Origin of the sequence: Pseudomonas sp. Marseille-Q5117 (assembly GCF_946901175.1) — a bacterium.
Classification (GTDB): Bacteria; Pseudomonadota; Gammaproteobacteria; order Pseudomonadales; family Pseudomonadaceae; genus Aquipseudomonas; species Aquipseudomonas iranensis.
This window is the reverse complement of the sequence record NZ_CAMPPP010000012.1, coordinates 123,208-142,466: the sequence shown is the minus strand read 5'-3', so window position 1 is coordinate 142,466 and position 19,259 is coordinate 123,208. Positions and strand designations below refer to the sequence as shown.

The 19,259-nt window shown below is 62.3% G+C and carries 19 protein-coding genes; 15 read left to right on the top strand and 4 right to left on the bottom strand.

Going from position 1 to position 19,259, the window contains the following annotated elements; translation table 11 throughout:
• Window positions 1-117 precede the first annotated feature (117 nt).
• Genes cobJ through cobG form a run of 4 tightly spaced genes read right to left on the bottom strand, consistent with a single transcriptional unit; the run spans window position 118 to window position 4,466 of the window.
• The gene (gene cobJ, locus OC605_RS19110; RefSeq protein ID WP_262138807.1) at window positions 118-1,818 is read right to left on the bottom strand and encodes a precorrin-3B C(17)-methyltransferase; all 1,701 of its coding nucleotides are present in this window, start codon (window positions 1,816-1,818) and stop codon (window positions 118-120) included.
• A complete protein-coding gene (locus OC605_RS19105) occupies window positions 1,818-2,552 on the bottom strand; it encodes a precorrin-2 C(20)-methyltransferase (RefSeq protein WP_373877941.1) in 735 nt (244 codons plus the stop codon). The genes cobJ and OC605_RS19105 overlap by 1 nt, the downstream gene beginning before the upstream one ends.
• Entirely contained in the window at window positions 2,549-3,175 is a 627-nt protein-coding gene (locus tag OC605_RS19100) for a precorrin-8X methylmutase (RefSeq protein WP_262138806.1), read from the bottom strand. The genes OC605_RS19105 and OC605_RS19100 overlap by 4 nt, the downstream gene beginning before the upstream one ends.
• Window positions 3,168-4,466 carry a precorrin-3B synthase gene (gene cobG, locus OC605_RS19095; protein WP_316044676.1) on the bottom strand — a complete coding sequence of 433 codons (1,299 nt, stop codon included), beginning with the start codon at window positions 4,464-4,466 and terminating at the stop codon, window positions 3,168-3,170. The genes OC605_RS19100 and cobG overlap by 8 nt, the downstream gene beginning before the upstream one ends.
• 132 nt (window positions 4,467-4,598) lie before the next feature.
• Here cobG and cbiE point away from each other — a divergent pair, with 132 nt between their 5' ends.
• The 15 genes from cbiE to urtD all read left to right on the top strand — a co-directional run bounded on the left by cbiE (window position 4,599) and on the right by urtD (window position 19,169).
• Window positions 4,599-5,810: a precorrin-6y C5,15-methyltransferase (decarboxylating) subunit CbiE gene (gene cbiE, locus OC605_RS19090; protein ID WP_262138804.1), complete on the top strand. Its 1,212-nt coding sequence runs from the start codon at window positions 4,599-4,601 to the stop codon at window positions 5,808-5,810.
• Complete coding sequence (locus tag OC605_RS19085; protein ID WP_262138803.1) at window positions 5,803-6,900, top strand: cobalt-precorrin-5B (C(1))-methyltransferase; 1,098 nt, start codon at window positions 5,803-5,805, stop codon at window positions 6,898-6,900. Before cbiE ends, OC605_RS19085 begins: the two co-directional genes overlap by 8 nt.
• On the top strand, window positions 6,897-7,625 hold the full coding sequence (locus OC605_RS19080) for a cobalt-precorrin-6A reductase (protein WP_186567312.1): 729 nt from the start codon (window positions 6,897-6,899) through the stop codon (window positions 7,623-7,625). The genes OC605_RS19085 and OC605_RS19080 overlap by 4 nt, the downstream gene beginning before the upstream one ends.
• A 158-nt stretch (window positions 7,626-7,783) precedes the next feature.
• On the top strand, window positions 7,784-8,086 hold the full coding sequence (locus OC605_RS19075; protein ID WP_186567314.1) for a type II toxin-antitoxin system RelE/ParE family toxin: 303 nt from the start codon (window positions 7,784-7,786) through the stop codon (window positions 8,084-8,086).
• A gap of 3 nt (window positions 8,087-8,089) precedes the next feature.
• On the top strand, window positions 8,090-8,380 hold the full coding sequence (locus OC605_RS19070; RefSeq protein ID WP_007914567.1) for an addiction module antidote protein: 291 nt from the start codon (window positions 8,090-8,092) through the stop codon (window positions 8,378-8,380).
• A gap of 98 nt (window positions 8,381-8,478) precedes the next feature.
• Window positions 8,479-8,877, top strand: a complete 399-nt coding sequence (locus OC605_RS19065; protein WP_262138800.1) for a DUF2946 domain-containing protein — start codon at window positions 8,479-8,481, stop codon at window positions 8,875-8,877.
• Window positions 8,878-8,925: 48 nt separating this feature from the next.
• The gene (locus OC605_RS19060) at window positions 8,926-9,405 is read left to right on the top strand and encodes a copper chaperone PCu(A)C (protein WP_073471757.1); all 480 of its coding nucleotides are present in this window, start codon (window positions 8,926-8,928) and stop codon (window positions 9,403-9,405) included.
• A gap of 21 nt (window positions 9,406-9,426) precedes the next feature.
• A complete protein-coding gene (locus OC605_RS19055; protein WP_133337097.1) occupies window positions 9,427-9,873 on the top strand; it encodes a DUF2946 domain-containing protein in 447 nt (148 codons plus the stop codon).
• Window positions 9,874-9,957: 84 nt separating this feature from the next.
• On the top strand, window positions 9,958-12,078 hold the full coding sequence (locus OC605_RS19050) for a TonB-dependent copper receptor (protein WP_262138798.1): 2,121 nt from the start codon (window positions 9,958-9,960) through the stop codon (window positions 12,076-12,078).
• Between the two features lie 151 nt (window positions 12,079-12,229).
• Window positions 12,230-13,609: a PepSY-associated TM helix domain-containing protein gene (locus tag OC605_RS19045; protein WP_262138796.1), complete on the top strand. Its 1,380-nt coding sequence runs from the start codon at window positions 12,230-12,232 to the stop codon at window positions 13,607-13,609.
• Between the two features lie 107 nt (window positions 13,610-13,716).
• Window positions 13,717-14,016: a hypothetical protein gene (locus OC605_RS19040; protein WP_186567325.1), complete on the top strand. Its 300-nt coding sequence runs from the start codon at window positions 13,717-13,719 to the stop codon at window positions 14,014-14,016.
• A gap of 224 nt (window positions 14,017-14,240) precedes the next feature.
• Entirely contained in the window at window positions 14,241-15,506 is a 1,266-nt protein-coding gene (gene urtA, locus OC605_RS19035) for an urea ABC transporter substrate-binding protein (protein ID WP_056787644.1), read from the top strand.
• A gap of 215 nt (window positions 15,507-15,721) precedes the next feature.
• On the top strand, window positions 15,722-17,224 hold the full coding sequence (gene urtB / locus OC605_RS19030) for an urea ABC transporter permease subunit UrtB (RefSeq protein ID WP_262138793.1): 1,503 nt from the start codon (window positions 15,722-15,724) through the stop codon (window positions 17,222-17,224).
• Window positions 17,224-18,303 (top strand): urea ABC transporter permease subunit UrtC, encoded by a 1,080-nt coding sequence (gene urtC, locus OC605_RS19025; protein ID WP_262138791.1) that lies wholly within the window; start codon window positions 17,224-17,226, stop codon window positions 18,301-18,303. Before urtB ends, urtC begins: the two co-directional genes overlap by 1 nt.
• On the top strand, window positions 18,300-19,169 hold the full coding sequence (urtD, locus tag OC605_RS19020; RefSeq protein ID WP_016771888.1) for an urea ABC transporter ATP-binding protein UrtD: 870 nt from the start codon (window positions 18,300-18,302) through the stop codon (window positions 19,167-19,169). Before urtC ends, urtD begins: the two co-directional genes overlap by 4 nt.
• Window positions 19,170-19,259 lie beyond the last annotated feature (90 nt).

Here is a 19,259-nt window from a genome sequence, read left to right as displayed (position 1 = left end):
CGCAGAAGCCGCGTCCCGGACGGGATCGCGGCACCGATATTAATTAAACCGTTGAAACAAAAATTCGACCGGATATTCCATCACGTTAACTTGCTTACAACTTGCCTGGCGCTCCTGTCAGGAAAGCGGTTTCTCACCATACCAACGCGGCGTGTATACCCATTCACCGCCCCCGGCACGGGCGAAGGTGCAGGTGGTCGAAGAGCCGATCAACACCATGGTGCGCATGTCCACCTGTTCCGGTGTCAATGCGCTCAGGGTCGTGGTCCGCAGCGTCTGCCCCGGCCGGCCAATGTCTCGACCGAGCACCACCGGTGTTTCAGGCGAGCGGTGCTGCGCAACGATCTCCAGCGCCCGGCCCAACTGCCACGGGCGCGCACGGGAAATCGGGTTATAGAACGCCAGGGCCAGATCCGCTTCGGCGGCCAGATCCAGACGCTTTTCGATGATCGACCACGGCTTGAGGTTGTCCGACAGCGACATCACGCAGAAGTCGTGGCCCAGCGGCGCACCGGCCTGAGCCGCAGTGGCCAGCGAGGCGGAAACGCCCGGGAGGATTTCCAGATCGACGCTGTGCCATGCCGGATCGTCCGATTCGTGCAGGGCTTCGAGCACCGCAGCGGCCATGGCGAATACCCCCGGGTCGCCCGAGGAAACCACGATCACCGAGCGGCCTTCGGCGGCGAGCCTGAAGGCATGGCGGGCACGCTGCATTTCTTCGCGATTGTCGGTGCAGTGCTGCACCTGATCATCGCGGAACGGGCCGGCCATGCGCACGTAGGTTTCGTAGCCCAGTACATCGGTGGCGCGGGCCAGTTCGGCTTTCACCGCAGGTACCATCAGTTCGGCGGCGCCGGGGCCTAGGCCGATGACCGCGAGACGACCGCGTGGACGGCCGATGTTTTCAATATCCAGCGGTTGCTCGGCAATCGCCACCGCAAGTTTTTCAGCGCTGATCACGTTCGCCTCAGGCAATGCGACGCGAGCAAGCGCCTGAAGATCGCTTTGCGCTGCGACGAAGCGCAGCGGCACGCCTAATTCAAGTGCGGCCTCGCGCAGATTCGCAGAGGCCATTTCAGAGTCGGCTGCCATCAGACAAGCCAACGCTTGCACGGCAACATTCGCCTGCTGCAACGCCGCGCGAACGGCGTCCGGCAGGTCGGCCACTTCGGTACTGACCGCCACCGCCACACTGCACGGATAAATCAGCAACTCATCAGCGCGCACTTCTCGCTGCGCACTGCTCACATGAATCGAACGCTGCGCCTGCGGATCCTGCGGCAACTGCGCCTGATCCAGCCATGGCGCCGCGCCTTCGATGCGCACGCTGTGCCCGGCGAGGAGATCGGAAACGAAGCGTTTGCCCGATTCCAGATCCGCCAGTGCATAGCCGCTCGGCGGATTGAGCAGGCAGGTGCCAAAGCGCAATTCGCCGCTGGTGGTGATCGCCGGCGCCACTTGCAGCGCCGCCGCAATCTCCCGGGCCATGACGTTGACCCCGCCGAGGCCACCGAGCAACGGCACCACCGCGCTGCCGTCTTCGGCCACCGCCAGCACGGCGGGTTCGGCGCCTTTCTCCAGCAACAGCGGCGCCAGCGTGCGAATGACAATGCCCGCTGCGCACAGGGCAATGATCGGCGTGTCCTGTTGATACAACGCGCGCAGGGTCGCGCCGAATTCCTCATAGCGGCTGTCGGCGCCTTCAACCCGTCCGGCGAGGCCGTGGATCTGCGCCGCCGGATAGACCTGCTGAATGCGCCGCGCCGTTGCGAGGCTGCCCTGGCCGAGAATGACGATGGCGGGAGTCGCTTGGCTCATCAACCTTGCCACCGTTCGCCCGGGACGATGATCAGCGAGAAGTACGGCGAGGACATCGGCTCGACCTGATCCATTGGCACGATTTTCTGGTTGGCCATAGTCGCGCGCTCGACATACAGCGCGCGCTCGGCGAGACCGAGTTCTTCCAGCACCTGACGCACCTTGGGAAAGTTGCGCCCCAGTTTCATGATCACCGCCGCATCGGCATCGGCCAGACGCCGCTTCAATTCTTCCTGGGGCAGCACGCCGGAAAGCACCGACAGGCTCTGATTGCGATACACCAGCGGCGCGCCGAGCACCGAAGCGCCGCCGAGCATCGAGCACACGCCCGGCACGACTTCGGCCTCATAACGGCTGGCGAGGCGGTCGTGCAGGTACATGTAGGAACCGTAGAAGAACGGGTCGCCTTCGCAGATCACCGCCACGTCGCGGCCGGCATCCAGATGTTCGGCGACCGCCACAGCAGCTTCGTCGTAGAAATCGCTGATGACCTGCTCGTACGACAACGGTGCCGGCAACGCCTCGGTGGTCACCGGATAGACCAGCGGCAGCAGATTCTGCGCCTCGACCAGATGCGCCTCAATGATGCCGAACGCATTGCCCTTCTTGCCCTTGGCCACGAAATACGCGACCACCGGCGATTCGCGCAGCAGGCGCAAGGCTTTGACGGTGATCAGTTCCGGATCACCGGGGCCGACACCGAGGCCGATCAGACGTCCTTTGGCCTGCATCATTCGATCTCCGTGGCGAGGGCATTGACGGCGGCGGCGGCCATGGCGCTGCCGCCCAAGCGGCCTTGCATGATCACGAACGGCACGCCGCGACTGTCGGCGGCCAGTGCCGCTTTCGACTCGGCAGCGCCGACGAAGCCGACCGGGAAGCCGAGGATCAGTGCCGGTTTTGGCGCGCCGGCGTCGAGCATTTCCAGCAAGTAGAACAGCGCGGTCGGTGCGTTGCCGATCACCACCACACTGCCTTCGAGGTGCGGGCGCCACAGCTCCAGCGCGGCGGCCGAGCGGGTGTTGCCCAACTCGCGGGCGAGTTCCGGCACGCTGTCGTCGCGCAAAGTGCAGATCACTTGGTTATTGGCCGGCAGGCGCGTGCGGGTCACGCCTTCGGAGACCATCCGCGCGTCGCAGAGAATCGGCGCACCGGCCGCCAGTGCATCGCGCCCGGCCTTGCCCGCGCCCGCGGAAAATTGCAGACCGTCAACGGCCTCGACCATGCCGCAGGCGTGGATCACCCGCACCGCGAGTTTCTCCAGATCGGCGGGAATGCGCGCCAGATTGGCCTCGCGGCGAATGATCGCGAAGGAGTTGCGATAGATCTCCTGACCGTCGCGGATGTAATCAAGCATCAAGGGGGCTCCGGGAGCGGGCGTCGAGCAGGGTCGCGGCCGCTTCAATAGTAAGGTTGCAGGCGTGCAGCGTGCCGAATCCGGGCTGTGCTGCATCGCGAAAATAGAGGTCGTAATGACCGGGGGCGACGGCCAGCAGCGTGGCTGGCGCGCAATGGGCGGCGGCGCAGGAGCGCGAGCAGCCCGACAGGTGCACGCTGAGCCCTGCGGGCAGCAAAGGTGCCAGTTGCCGGGCATCCTGCTTGGTGTCGGCAAGGCCTTTGCCGCAGCCATCGGCGCCGGTGCAGGCGATCAGCCTTGTCAGCGGTTCGGCGTCGGTCGTCAGCAGGCCCAACGCCCGCAACTGCTCAAGCACGTTGTCGGTATCCGTGGCTTTCACGTTCGGCAGCAGCAGGCTCTGCCACGGCGTGAAGCGCAGACTGCCATCGCCAGACTGTCGGGCCAGTTGCGCCGCGCCACGCAGCATCGCCGGATCGAGACGGCCCAGTGGCGGCACCGCGACGACGTAGCAGCGGCCTTGCGTGTTCTGCTGATGAGCGCCGATGTGCAGCGCGTCTGCCGACGCCGGGCGCTGCCAATTGCTGATTGCCTTGAGCGATACGCGCTCGCGCAACGATTCCAGAAACGCGAGCCTGGGCAACTCATCGAGCAGATGGCGCATCCGTGTTTGCTCTGGCCGGGCCAGGTCGAGGAACAGTTCCAGCACGGCGACCACCAGCGCGTGAGCGTTGTCCTGAGTCACAGCGCCGAGAGGGCGATCGGTCGGGCAACCGGCCAGACCGAATGCCCAGAGGATTTCGCCGTCACGCTCGACTGCCGACAACCACAGATCATGCGGATGCTCGAGCATCGCCAGCGCTTCGCCGCCGTCGAGCTGCACGGCGAACTTGGCGCTCAACTCATGGAAACGCGGATGGCTTTGCAAGGTGTCGAGGATTTGCCCTGCGAGCGGGCGCGTGTCGATCAGCATCTGCCGATCAATGCCGGCGGCCGGGCTGAGCATCAGATTGCGCACATCGTCGCCGGCAGCGTTCTTTGGCCCGAGGCCAGCGGCCAGCAAGCGATCGATCAGCGCCGCCGATTGCGCACCGATACCACGAATCTGCAGGTTGCCGCGATTGGTCGCTTCGATCGCACCGCTCGCAAACGCTTCGGCGGCAGCGGCCACCGCATCGGCCTGATCAGCGCTGATCGAACCGCCATCGAGCTTGATCCGACAGATACCGCCGTCCAGTGCCTGGACGATACGCAGCAACCCCGGGCAGGCCGAGGGGCGTAAAGCGGTGGACATCGGGCGTTCGTTCAAGGGGCTGACCGGTTGCGTTGCAGAGGCGCTTCGCGGGCGAAGGCGCGGTATTATGCCTGCTTTGTCCGGCGGCATGAAAAGTCTGCCCGTCGGAACGCCACGTTTTGAGGAATATAGATGTCACCCTGGCTGACGATCGTGGGAATCGGTGAAGACGGCTTCAAGGGCCTGGGCAAGAACGCCCGGCGTGCTCTGCTGGGCGCTTCGCGGATCGTCGGCGGCCAGCGTCAGCTGGATCTGCTGCCGCCGTGCATTGGCGGCGAGCGGCAATTGTGGCCGAGTCCGTTTTCCCTCGCGCCAGTGCTCGAGTCGCGTGGCGCGCCGGTCTGCGTGCTGGCCAGTGGTGATCCGATGTTTTACGGCGTCGGTGCCAGTCTGGCGCGTCAGGTGCCGAGCGCCGAAATGTCGATCATTCCCGCGCCTTCGTCCTGCGCACTCGCGGCGGCGCGCCTGGGCTGGCCGTTGCAGGAGGTGATGATTGTGTCGCTGGTGGCGCGTCCGCTGGCGGCGCTCAATGTGCATGTGTTCAGCGGTGTGCGTCTGTTGCTGCTGAGCAATGACGGCACCAGCCCGGCGGCCGTTGCGCAATTGCTGCGCGAGCGTGGTTTCGGCGCCAGTCGCATGAGTGTTCTAGAGCACTTGGGCGGCGACGCCGAGCGACGTATCGACTGCCGCGCCAGTGAATGGCACGACGCTCCCGTTGCCGACCTCAATGTAATCGCTGTCGAGTGTCTGGCCGACCCCGGTGTTGCCGGCCTGTCACGCCTCGCCGGTTTACCCGATTCGGCGTTCCGTCACGACGGCCAGTTGACCAAACGCGACGTGCGCGCCATCACCCTCGCCCGCCTGGCACCGACGCCCGGTGAACTGCTCTGGGATGTCGGCGCCGGCAGCGGCTCGATCGGCATCGAGTGGATGCGCACCCATCCGAGTTGCCGCGCCATCGCGATAGAGGCCGACGAGGGTCGTCAGCAATTGATCGAACACAACCGCGATGCGCTGGGCGTACCCGGCTTGCAGCTGATTCGCGGCAAGGCGCCGCAAGCGCTCAATGACCTTGAACGGCCCGACGCTGTTTTCATCGGCGGCGGCGTCACCCGTGAGGGTGTATTCGAAACCTGCTGGGACCGGCTCAAGCCCGGCGGCCGTCTGGTGGCCAACGCCGTGACCCTGCAAAGCGAAGTCACCCTGATGCATTGGCGCGAACAATACGGCGGCGAACTGACGCGCATTCATGTCGCCCAGGCGCAACCGCTCGGCGAGTTCGACACGTGGCGTCAGGCATTGCCGATCACCCTGCTGGAACTGGTCAAGCCCCTCGATGCGTGACGAAACCGCCGAACAACCCGCGCCCCTGCGCAGCGGCCTCACCACCGGCAGCTGCGCCACCGCCACCAGCCTCGCCGCCGCGCGCCTGTTGCTCACCGACATCGCTGCCGACGCAGTGCACATCACTTTGCCCAAGGGCAAACAGGTGCAGATGCGCCTGGAGTTCTGCCGACTGAGCGAGGACGGCGCCGAAGCCGGTACGATCAAGGATGCCGGCGATGACCCTGATGTCACCCACGGCGCCCTGCTCTATTCACAGGTGCGACTGTGCGCCGAACCGGGAATTCGCTTCAACGCCGGTGTCGGCGTCGGCACGGTGACCCGACCCGGTCTGGTATTGGCCGTCGGCGAACCGGCGATCAATCCGGTGCCGCGCAAAATGATCAGCGATCACCTGGCCTTGCTCGCCGCCGAAACCGGTTACGACGGCGGCTTCGAAGTCACAGTCAATGTCGAGGGCGGCGCAGAACTGGCGCTGAAAACCATGAACCCACGGCTGGGCATTCTTGGCGGCCTGTCGATCCTCGGCACCAGCGGCATCGTCCGGCCATTTTCCTGCGCCGCTTACATCGCCTCGATTCATCAGGGCATCGACGTAGCGAAAACCAATGGTTATCTGCACATCGCCGCGTGCACCGGCAACGCCAGCGAAGACACCATGCGCCGGGTCTATGACCTGCCGGAAATCGCCCTGATCGAGATGGGTGATTTCGTCGGTGCGGTGCTCAAGCATCTGCGCAAAGTGCCTGTGGATAAACTCAGCCTGTGCGGCGGCTTCGGCAAGATCAGCAAACTCGCCGCCGGGCATATGGATCTGCATTCGCGGCATTCGAGCATCGATTTGCCGCAACTGGCCGAATGGGCGGCGGCGATTGGCGCGGAGCCGGCGTTGCAGCAAGGCATTCGCGAAGCCAATACCAGCCAGCAAGCCTTGGCCATGGCCAGTGCGGCGGGCATTGCTTTGGGAGATGAGGTTTGTCGCCATGCGCTGAATTTCGCTCGCAGCGTAGTGCCGGCGCAGGTCCAGGTCGAGGTGTTTGCCATTGATCGTCAAGGCGGGATTGTCGGCCACGCCGGAGGTTTTGCATGAAACGGATCCTGCTGCTCGGCGGTGTGACTGAAGCGCTGGCGATTGCCCGCACGCTCGGCCCGCAACATATCTACAGCCTCGCCGGCGTTGGCCGGGTGCCGAGCGATTTGCGCTGCCAGGTTCGGGTCGGCGGCTATGGCGGCGCTGAAGGTCTGGCGCAGTTCATAGCCGATGAAGGCGTCGATCTGCTGCTCGACGCTACACACCCGTACGCCGCACAAATCAGCGCCAACGCCGCCCGCGCAGCACAGCTCGCTTGCATCCCCTGCTGGGCCTTGCGTCGCCCGGCGTGGCAACCGCAAGCGGCCGATGACTGGCGTGAGGTGGCTGACTGGGCCGAACTGATCACAGCGCTGGAACCGTTCAACCGCCCGCTGTTCACCCTCGGCCGTGAACCGCTGCAACACCTCGACAAAATCCCCGCCCACCAGTTCTGGACCCTGCGCGCCCTCGACGTCTATCCCGGCAACCCACGCTGCGAAGTGATCGGCGCCCGTGGGCCGTTTCTGCTGGAAGACGAGCGAGCGCTGTTCGAGCGCCGGCAGATCGATGTGCTGATCAGTAAGAACAGCGGCAGCAGCGCGACTGAGCCGAAGCTCGAAGCGGCGCGTGAGCGTGGCGTGCCGGTGCTGGTGTTGAAGCGACCTGGTTTGCCGGGGGTTGATCGGGAGTTTGGATCAGCGTCTGAAGTCCTTGAAGCCCTGACGACGTCAGACATTTCCTAAAATTGAATTTATGTGCGAATTGGCCTGCATATTTTACAGACGCAGCCGACTGTTCCTCCCTACCTCCTGAATCCAATACTTCGGTTCCTTTAATCAAAACAAGTAGACAGCCAGAAAAGCGGCTTGCCAGCTTGTATCCCAAGGAATACGATCCCAACATGATCGCTTTTGAACGATCCCGCATATTTTCCGAATGGCTCGACTCCTTGAAAGACATCAAAGGGAAAGGCCGAATCATCTCCAGAATTAAAACAGCCGAAAATGGCAACTTCGGCGATTGCGGGTTCGTCGGTGACACTGTTTATGAAATGCGTGTTCATTACGGCCCTGGTTACAGGATGTACTTCACACGCAAAGGCGAAGTGATTTATCTGCTGCTGATCGGGGGCGATAAATCGACACAAAAAAGAGATATCAAACGCGCCGTGCAGATGGCTCATAGCATCGGAAATGAGGAGTAAATCATGACCGAAGAATTCGCCCGTTTTGACGCCGCCGAGTACCTCAAAACTCCCGAGGACATGGCGGCATATCTAGATGCCTGTTTTGACGATGACGAAGGCGACGGCGTCCTTATCCGTGCAGCGCTCAATGACATCGCCCGGGCTCAAGGCATGACACAAGTGGCGCGGGATGCAGGTTTGGGCCGCGAAAGTCTTTATAAAGCCCTGAGTAGCACTGGCAATCCCGAATTCGCAACTATCATGAAAGTCATGAAGGCTCTGGGTTTGAGATTGCATGCCGTAACGCTGTGAATGAACTGCGACACCAAACCGCACGACGCTTTTTTACTTATCGGCCCTGATCAGGCTAAATGGGCCGCGCCTGATCGCCCACCCAACGGACCTGCCCCATGAACCGACGCCGGTTAGCATTTGCCTGGATCGCCTGCTTTGCAGTGCTGTTCAACATGCTCGCCATGCCGCTGAGCGGTGCGATGGCGCAGGCGGCCAGTTCATCGGGCGAACAGATACTCTGGAGCAGTTTCTGCACCGGCAGCGGCATGAAGATGGTGGCGATCAACATCGGTGCCACGGATCAGCAGGCCCCGCAGAACGACAGCCATTCAAACATGCAGCACTGCTGGTGTTGCTCAGGTGGGGCGCCATTGCTGGCGCTGCCGGGGCATTCGCCGCAACTGTATTTCGCGCAATTTGAAAGCAACCGCAGCGTTGCGCCCGTGTCCTTGCAAGCCCCGACGCCGCGCCAGCAATGGCCGAGTCTCAATCCCCGTGCATCCCCTCTGGTCTGATTGGTTCGCGCCCTGAATCCGCGTTTCAAATCGTTCTGGAGAACTGCCATGTTGAAGAAACTCTTCGTCCTCGCTGCGCTGTTGTTGCCGGCGTGCTTCGCCCATGCCCATGAATACAAGGCGGGTGCGCTGGAAATCGCCCACCCGTGGTCGCAGGAACTGCCGCCGAATGCGCCGACCGTCGCCGCCTACTTCATCATCCACAACACCGGCAAAAGCGCCGATCGCCTGCTCAGCGTCGACTCGCCCATCGCTGCACAAGCGCAGTTGCACGAGCACGTGATGCAGGGCGATCTGATGAAGATGCAGCAAGTGCCAAGCGTGGAAATCCCCGCCGGCGGCACCGTGACCTTCGCGCCGATGGCTTACCACGTGATGCTGCTCAACCCGAGCGATCGCAGCCTGCTCAGCGACGGCAAGCGTTTCCCGATGACCCTGCATTTCGAAAAGGCCGGTGACGTCAGCGTTGAAGTTGCCGTGCAGAAGAAAGCGCCGGAATCCGCCCAGGGCCACGTCCACGCTCAGTAACCGCCCCGGCTGACTTCGCCCATGCGCTCGTTGCGCGCCAGGCCCGTCCCGCATCACCGTCAGACTCAAGCGCTGACGCGTGGCAGCTGGATCGCCCTGTTCGCCATGCTGATGATTTTCATCGGTCCACTGATTTCTCAGTCGATGCCGATGGATCAACACGCCTCGACGTCGATGCCAATGAGCATGGACATGTCGATGGACATGCCCGGCATGGATCACAGCGGCCATGCAGCCCAGCCTGCGGCCGAGCATTGCCCGCCGCAATCTTCGCACCACGTGCTGTGGGAAAAATGCGGCTATTGCAGCCTGCTGTTCAATTGCCCGGCACTGGCCGGCGGCGGCGATTTCGTCGCTTTCAACATCCCGCCACCGAACACCTTCACCCCACCCTCCCCGCGTCTGGGCCATGCCCGCCACCCCTTCTTCCCCGGCGCCCGCACCCGCGCCCCGCCCATCGCCACGTAAACACGCACCTCTGATTGCACACGGTTGAGAAGACAGCTCCAGGCTGCCGGCCGTGGTGTTTACGACTGTTCGATGGAAATTGTCATGTCCAGGTTTACTGCTGTCCCCTGCGCGGAATCTGCCCGCGCGCACTTTGCCCTGAATGAATCGCGGATTCGTTGCAGGCACGCTATTGCCGTCCTTTGCGGCCTGCTGCTGACACCGCTGGCGTTGGCTGATGATCACGCGAGCCACGAAAGTGAATTGAGCCCGACGGTGATCACTGCCATCGCCCCGAGCTCACCACTGACGATCGTCACCAACCCCAAGGATCCGCGCCAACCGGTGCCGGCCAGTGACGGTGGCGATTACCTGAAGACCATTCCCGGCTTCGCTCTGGTGCGCAATGGCGGCACCAACGGCGATCCGGTGCTGCGCGGCATGTTCGGCTCGCGCCTGAATATCCTCACCAACGGCAGCATGATGCTCGGCGCCTGCCCTGGCCGGATGGACGCGCCGACCTCGTACATCTCGCCGGAAACCTACGACAAACTCACGGTGATCAAAGGCCCGCAGACCGTCCTCTGGGGTCCGGGCGCATCGGCCGGTACGGTGCTGTTCGACCGTGAGCCGGAGAACTTCGGCGAACTCGGCACTCGCGTCAACGCCAGCATCCTGGCTGGCTCGCACGGCCGTTTCGACAAGGTCATCGATGCCGCTGCCGGCGGCCCTCAGGGTTACATGCGGGTGATCGGCAACACCGCGCATTCCGATGACTATCGCGACGGCAACAACGACATCGTCGCCTCGCGCTACGACAAGTGGAACGGCGATGTCGCACTGGGCTGGACGCCGGATGCCGACACCCTGATCGAACTCACCGCCGGCAAGGGCGACGGCGAGGCGCGGTATGCCGGGCGCGGCATGGACGGTTCGCAATTCCTGCGCGAAAGCCTTGGCCTGCGCCTGGAAAAATCCAACATCAGCGAGGTGCTGGAAAAACTCGAGGCGCAGGTCTACTACAACTACGCCGACCATGTGATGGATAACTACACCCTGCGCACCCCGTCCGGCACCGGGATGATGGCAGGGCCCATGGCGTCCAACGTCGACCGTCGGACCCTCGGCGCGCGGCTCAAGGCGACCTGGCGTTGGGCTGATGTTCAGCTGATCACCGGCCTCGACGCACAGACCAACGAGCACCGTCAGCGCAGCTCAATGGGCATCGATACCTACAAGGACCTGCCGTACAGCAAGGACGCCGATTTCCACAACTACGGCGTGTTCAGCGAAATGACCTGGTACGCCGCCGAGCGTGATCGCTTGATCACTGGCGCACGGGTGGATCGCGCCTCGGCCAAGGATTACCGGCAGACCACCGGGTCGGGGATGATGTCCCGCCCCAACCCGACCGCCGACGACACCCGCGCCGACACCCTGCCCAGCGGCTTCATCCGTTACGAGCATGACCTCGCCGACAGCCCGACCACGCTCTATGCAGGCCTCGGCCACGCGCAACGCTTTCCGGATTACTGGGAGTTGTTTTCACCCAAGTCCGGCCCGGCAGGATCGGTCAATGCGTTCGACTCGATCAAACCGGAAAAGACCACGCAGTTCGACTTTGGCGTGAACTACAGGAGCGCCGACCTCGAAGCCTGGGCCTCGGGTTACATCGGCGTGGTACGCGATTACATCCTGTTCGACTACCCGCCGGGAATGATGGGCATGAGCACTTCGCGCGCCGAAAACATCGACGCGCGGATCATGGGGGGCGAACTCGGTGCTGCCTACAACCTCACCGACAACTGGAAAGCCGATGCGACCCTGGCCTATGCCTGGGGCAAGAACAGCAGTGACGGCTCGGCATTACCGCAGATGCCGCCGCTGGATGCGCGTTTCGGACTGACCTACAGCCAAGACAACTGGAGCGCCGGCGCACTCTGGCGAGTGGTCGCCGCGCAGCACCGCATCGACGCGAACAAGGGCAACGTGGTCGGCAAGGATTACGCCCAGAGCTCGGGCTTCGGCGTGTTCTCGCTCAACGGCGCGTACCGCATCAACCAGCACTGGAAGGTCAGCAGCGGCGTCGACAACCTGTTCGGCAAAGCCTACGCCGAGCATTTGAATCTGGCTGGCAACGCCGGGTTCGGTTACCCGGCCAATGACCCACAGGCAATTAATGAACCGGGGCGCACGCTCTGGACCAAAGTGGATATGAGTTTCTGACACCAACACCTACCCATGTGGGAGCGAGCCTGCTCGCGAAGAGGCCGGCGCATTCAACATTGATGTCGTCTGGCATGACGCCTTCGCGAGCAGGCTCGCTCCCACGGGTAAACAGACAACGAAAAGAACCAAGCCAAGCGGAGCACACGTGATGCAAAAGCCTCAACCCAATTTCTACAACCTGGCCTGGCGCTGGCATTTCTATGCCGGGCTGTTCGTCGCGCCGTTCATGGTGATGCTGGCCCTGACCGGGATCATTTATCTGTTCAAACCGCAGCTCGATTCGCTGATGTACAGCAGCCTGCTCGAAGTACCGGTCGGGCACCACACGGTACCGGCCGATGACTTGCTGCAACGGGTGAAAGCTGCCTATCCGCAAGGCCAGGTCACTCAGTACCTGCCGCCGGTGAATGCCGAGCGCAGCGCACAATTCGTGGTGAAAAACGCTGGTCACGAACTCAACGTATTCGTCGATCCGTATCACGGCGACATCCTCGGCGAGCAGGATGCCAAGCAGAACCTGCAAGCCATCGCCCGCGCGATCCACGGTGAATTGATGATCGGCACGGTCGGCGATCGCCTGATCGAAATGGCCGCTGGCTGGGGCGTGGTGCTGGTGGTCTCGGGGCTGTTTCTGTGGTGGCCGCGCGGTCAGGCGGCGGGCATCCTGTGGCCGCGTTTGAACAGCCGCGGTCGAGTGTTGTGGCGCGATCTGCATGCGGTCACCGGTTTCTGGGGCGCGACATTGCTGTTGGTGATGTTGCTCAGCGGCATGACCTGGACCGGTTTCTGGGGCAAGCAATACGCGCAAGTGTGGAACGTGTTTCCAGCCGCAATGTGGGACAACGTGCCGACCTCCGACATCGAGGCACGCAGCCTCAACAGCGCGACCCGCCAGACCGTGCCATGGGCGATGGAGAACACACCGATGCCGATGTCCGGCGACCACGCCGAACACATGAATCACGGCAATGCCCATGCCGGCCCCGCTGCACCCGAAGTCAGCCTGCAGGATGTGCAGGACATCGCCAGTGAGCGCAAGGTCGAGCCCGGCTACAGCATCACCCTGCCGACCACCGCCACCGGCGTGTTCACCATTGCCGTATTCGCCGATGACCCGCGCAACGACGCCACCCTGCACGTCGATCAGTACACCGGCAAGGTTCTCGCCGATGTGCGTTTCGAGCACTACGGCACCGTTGCTCGCGCTACCGAAATCGGCGTGATGCTGCACGAAGGCAAGATGTTCGGCACCTTCAACCAGATCGTCGTGCTGCTGATCTGCCTGATGATTCTGCTCAGCGCCGTCAGCGGCGTGGTGATCTGGTGGAAGCGTCGGCCTGAAGGCAAATTCGGTGTGCCGCCGCTGCGCCATGACCTGCCGAAGTGGAAAACCGGCGTGGCGATCATGCTGGTGCTGGCGGTGGTGTTTCCACTGGTGGGGTCTTCGCTGGTGATGGTGTGGTTACTGGATCGACTGCTGCTGTCGCGGCTGCGTAAGCAAACCGAATCCGCCTCGGCTTCATCATGAATCAACTTCTGCAGGGGCAGCCTGCGGCAGCTCCTGCAGAAGTTGATGTATCCCGTCCCGAGTGCTGATCTAGACTACGTGCCTTTTCAAGTCTCGGGATAAGTGTCATGCGCAAAACAGTTGCCCTGTCGTTGTTGGTGTTGGCTTGTGGTTCAGTGCAAGCCGATACGACGGTCGATGTCTCGCGGATTTACGGCAAGATCAAGTTCGTCGACAGCTTTCCTGATTACAAAGTGAAAGTGGTGGATTCGTTTCCCGACCTGAAGGTGAAGAAAGTCGACTCATTCCCGGATTCCGCAGGCAAGTGGAAAACCGTCGACAGCTTCCCGGATTACAAAATCCAGATCGTTGACTCCTTCCCCGATTTCACTATCAAGTATGTCGACTCCTTCCCCGGCGTGGACTGAGTCCTGCTTAAAGCCGCTGCCGCGTTGCGGTAGCACCACAATGAAGCACCTGATCGCACCACGCCCCACTGCGCGTTCCTTCCTGGTGCGCCATCACTGCGTATAACCCCTCTAACACGACATTTCCTTGCCTGAACGCGACCGGGCACAGCCTTTGCAAAACACACCTTCAGTCGTCCGCATCTGCCAACCAGAAAAATCAGAATGTTCATGGAGATCGCACAATGAAGCGTCGCAGTTTGATCAAGGCTTTCACACTCACGGCATCCATTGCCGCGATGGGCATGACCTGGACTGTCCAGGCCGCCGAGACCATCAAGGTCGGGATTCTGCATTCGTTGTCCGGGACCATGGCGATCTCCGAAACGTCGCTCAAGGACATGGCGCTGATGACCATCGACGAGATCAATGCCAAGGGCGGCGTGAACGGCAAGATGCTCGAGCCGGTGGTGGTCGATCCCGCTTCCAACTGGCCGCTGTTCGCCGAAAAGGGCCGGCAGTTGCTGACCCAGGACAAGGTCGCGGTGGTGTTCGGCTGCTGGACCTCGGTATCGCGTAAATCGGTATTGCCGGTGTTCGAAGAACTCAACGGTCTGCTGTTCTACCCGGTGCAGTACGAAGGCGAAGAGATGTCGCCGAACGTCTTCTACACCGGCGCCGCGCCGAACCAGCAAGCGATCCCCGCCGTTGAATACCTGATGAGCGAAGAAGGCGGCAGCGCCAAGCGCTACTTCCTGCTCGGCACCGACTACGTCTACCCGCGCACCACCAACAAGATCCTGCGTGCGTTCCTGCACTCCAAAGGCGTGGCCGACAAGGACATCGAAGAGGTCTACACGCCGTTCGGTCACAGCGATTACCAGACCATCGTTGCCAACATCAAAAAGTTCTCCGCCGGTGGCAAGACTGCCGTCATCTCGACTGTCAATGGCGACTCCAACGTGCCGTTCTATAAAGAGCTGGCCAACCAGGGCCTGAAAGCCACCGACGTGCCGGTGGTGGCGTTCTCGGTCGGCGAAGAAGAACTGCGCGGCATCGACACCAAACCGCTGGTGGGCAACCTCGCGGCGTGGAACTACTTCGAGTCGGTGGAGAATCCTGCGAACAAGAAATTCGTCGCGGACTGGAAAGCCTATGCGAAGAAACACAATCTGCCAGGCGCGGACAAAGCGGTGACCAACGACCCGATGGAAGCCACCTACGTCGGCATCCACATGTGGGCGCAAGCGGTCGAGAAAGCCAAATCCACAGACGTCGACAAGGTTCGCGAAGCGCTGGCCGGGCAGACGTTTGCTGCGCCATCGGGGTACACCCTGACCATGGACAAGACCAATCACCACCTGCACAAGCCAGTGATGATCGGCGAAATCCAGAGCGACGGTCAGTTCAACGTCGTGTGGCAGACCGAAGGCCCGATCCGCGCGCAACCGTGGAGCCCGTTCATTCAGGGCAACGACAAGAAGCCGGATTATGCGGTGAAGAGCAACTGAGGCGAATTCAGTTTTTGAGGCGAGCATGAGACTTCCCCCTCACCCCAGCCCTCTCCCTCCGGGAGAGGGGGAAAGGGAGCCGATCTTCATGCTCTTCAAACCCTGAGTTCGACTCAAGTTCGCAGGTTGCAGCACATCGTCCAGACACCTCGGTCAGTCCCCTCTCCCTCCGGGAGAGGGTTAGGGTGAGGGGGCGGTTGAACAGGACACCACTAATGCCCACTGCCATACACCGCGTACTTCTCGCCATCGCACTGTTGCTGCCACTCCTGGCCCACGCCGGCGATGCCGAAGACTTTGTCGCGGCCAATCCGATGCAACAGGCCAAACTGCTGGAAGCCTGGGCCGCGCAGCCCGATCCGGCGCGTATCGAATTGCTCAACGCCCTGCAACAAGGCGAGCTTTCGATCGACGGCCAAGCGAAAACCCTGCGCTTGAACAATCGCCTGCGGGGTCTGATCGACACCGCGATGGCCAGCCACCAATTGCTCGCCGCTGACGGCAAAATCCGTCTGAGCGCCGCGCAGCAATTGCAGAAAAGCGCGAAACCCGCGCAGCTGAAATTTCTCGACCGGCAACTCGCCGGGGAAAAAGACCCAAGCGTCCACGCGGCCCTGAGCCTGGCGCTGGCCAATCTGCAACTGGTCGACAGCGACCCGGCGGTGCGCCTTGCAGCGGTGCGGTTGCTCGGTGAAACCGGCGACCCGTTGGCACGCACGCGCCTTGAAGGCCTGCTCGAACCGGGCGTGGAAAGCGATGCCGGCGTGCGCACCGCCGCTGAAACCAGCCTCGCTCAGGTCAAGCGCAAACTGCTGATCGGCGAAGTGCTCGGCCAGGCCTTCAGCGGCATGTCGCTGGGCTCGATTCTGCTGCTCGCCGCCCTCGGTCTGGCGATCACCTTCGGACTGCTCGGGGTGATCAACATGGCCCACGGCGAGATGCTGATGCTCGGCGCCTACTCGACCTATGTCGTGCAGTTGATGTTCCAGCGTTACGCGCCGCAGGCAATCGAGTTCTATCCGCTGATCGCGCTACCGGTGGCGTTTTTCGTCACCGCCGCCATTGGCATGGCGCTGGAGCGCACGGTCATCCGCCACCTTTACGGTCGACCACTGGAAACGCTGCTCGCGACCTGGGGCATCAGCCTGATGCTGATCCAACTGGTGCGGCTGGTGTTCGGTGCGCAGAACGTTGAAGTGGCCAACCCGGCGTGGCTGTCCGGCGGCATCCAAGTGCTGCCCAATCTAGTGCTGCCGTACAACCGCATCGTCATCATCGCTTTCGCATTGTTCGTGGTGGTGCTGACCTGGCTGCTGCTGAATAAAACCCGGCTCGGCCTCAACGTCCGCGCCGTCACTCAGAACCGCAACATGGCCGCCTGCTGCGGCGTGCCGACCGGGCGCGTCGACATGCTCGCCTTCGGCCTCGGCTCGGGCATCGCCGGATTGGGCGGCGTGGCGCTGAGCCAGATCGGCAACGTCGGTCCCGACCTTGGCCAGAGCTACATCATCGACTCGTTCCTGGTGGTGGTGCTCGGCGGCGTCGGCCAACTGGCCGGTAGCGTGCTGGCGGCATTTGGCCTGGGCATCGCCAACAAGATTCTCGAACCGCAGATCGGTGCGGTGCTCGGCAAGATCCTGATCCTCGCGCTGATCATTCTGTTCATTCAGAAACGTCCGCAAGGCCTCTTCGCACTGAAAGGACGGGTGATCGACTGATGAACCAGCCTCTGTTAGTCACGGCCACACAAAAGGCCGGGCCGAAAGTCACGCTCGTCGTCGGCGGAGTGATTCTCGCGCTGCTGATCGTTCTGCCGTTGCTGTCACTGCTCGCGCCAGACAATGCCCTGCACGTCTCGGCCTACACGCTGACCCTGGTCGGCAAAATCCTCTGCTACGCCATCGTCGCCCTGGCGCTGGATCTGGTCTGGGGCTATGCCGGCCTGCTGTCGCTGGGCCACGGTCTGTTCTTCGCCCTCGGCGGGTACGCGATGGGCATGTACCTGATGCGGCAGGCGGCCGGCGATGGCTTGCCAGCGTTCATGACTTTCCTGTCGTGGAGCGAATTGCCCTGGTACTGGACCGGCACCAGCAGCTTTATCTGGGCCATGTGTCTGGTGGTGCTGGCGCCGGGTCTGCTGGCGCTGGTGTTCGGCTTTTTCGCCTTCCGTTCGCGGATCAAGGGCGTGTATTTCTCGATCATGACTCAGGCCCTGACCTTCGCCGGCATGCTCCTGTTTTTCCGCAACGAGACCGGTTTCGGTGGCAACAACGGCTTCACCAATTTCCGCACGATCCTCGGCTTCGGCATTACCGAACCGGGCACCCGCGCGGTGCTGTTTCTGGCCACGGTGTTGCTGCTGGTGGCGAGCCTGTTCATCGGCTGGCGCCTGGCGCAGAGCAAGTTCGGTCGGGTGCTGACGGCGTTGCGTGATGCGGAAAACCGTTTGATGTTCTGCGGCTACGACCCGCGCGGTTTCAAGCTGTTCGTCTGGGTGCTGAGTGCGGTGTTGTGCGGTCTCGCCGGAGCGCTTTATGTCCCGCAGGTCGGCATCATCAACCCCAGCGAAATGTCGCCGACCAACTCGATCGAAGCGGCGGTGTGGGTCGCCCTTGGCGGGCGCGGCACGCTGATCGGGCCGCTGCTCGGCGCCGGCGTGGTCAACGGCATGAAGAGCTGGTTCACCGTGGCCTTCCCGGAATACTGGCTGTTCTTCCTCGGTGCGCTGTTCATCGTCGTGACGTTGTACCTGCCCAAGGGCGTGATCGGTTTGCTGAAGAAACGAGGTGAACAATGAGAGTCACAGCGAGTGCTGAATTCATGCTGGAGCCGGCGTTTTTCCCCGTGGAACCGAACAAGGACGAAGGCACCAGCCGCGACTCGATCGGCCTCGGCCAGCGCGTCGGCCCCGGCCTCGATACGCGTCACGGCACGATCCTGACTTTGGAAGACATCAGCGTCAGCTTCGACGGCTTCCGTGCGCTGAACAATCTCAACCTGTACATCGGCGTCGGCGAACTGCGCTGCATCATCGGCCCCAACGGCGCGGGCAAGACCACGCTGATGGACGTGATCACCGGCAAGACCCGGCCCAGCCACGGCAAGGCCTGGTTCGGCGAAACCCTGGATCTGACGCAGATGAGCGAAGTGCAGATTGCCCAGTCCGGCATCGGCCGCAAATTCCAGAAACCGACGGTATTCGAAGCCTTGAGCGTGTTTGAAAACCTGGAGCTGGCGCAGAAGACCGACAAGTCGGTGTGGGCCAGTTTGCGTGCGCGCTTGAGTGGCGAGCAGAAGGATCGCATCAGCGAAGTGCTCGAGACGATTCGACTGACTACCTCGGTCAATCGCCAGGCCGGGCTGTTGTCCCACGGCCAGAAGCAGTTTCTCGAGATCGGCATGTTGCTGATGCAGGACCCACAACTGCTCCTGCTCGACGAACCGGTGGCGGGCATGACCGACGCCGAAACCGAGTTCACCGCCGAGCTGTTCAAATCGCTGGCGGGCAAGCATTCGCTGATGGTGGTCGAGCACGACATGGGCTTTGTCGGCTCGATTGCCGACCACGTCACGGTGCTGCATCAGGGCAGCGTGCTGGCCGAGGGCTCGCTGGAACAGGTGCAGGAAAACGAGCGGGTGATCGAGGTCTACCTCGGCCGATGAATCGGCCAGCTGCAAGCGACAAGCTTCAAGCAGCAAGTAAAAGCAAAGTCATAAACAGCACTGCTCTTGCTTGCAGCTTGCGGCTTGAAG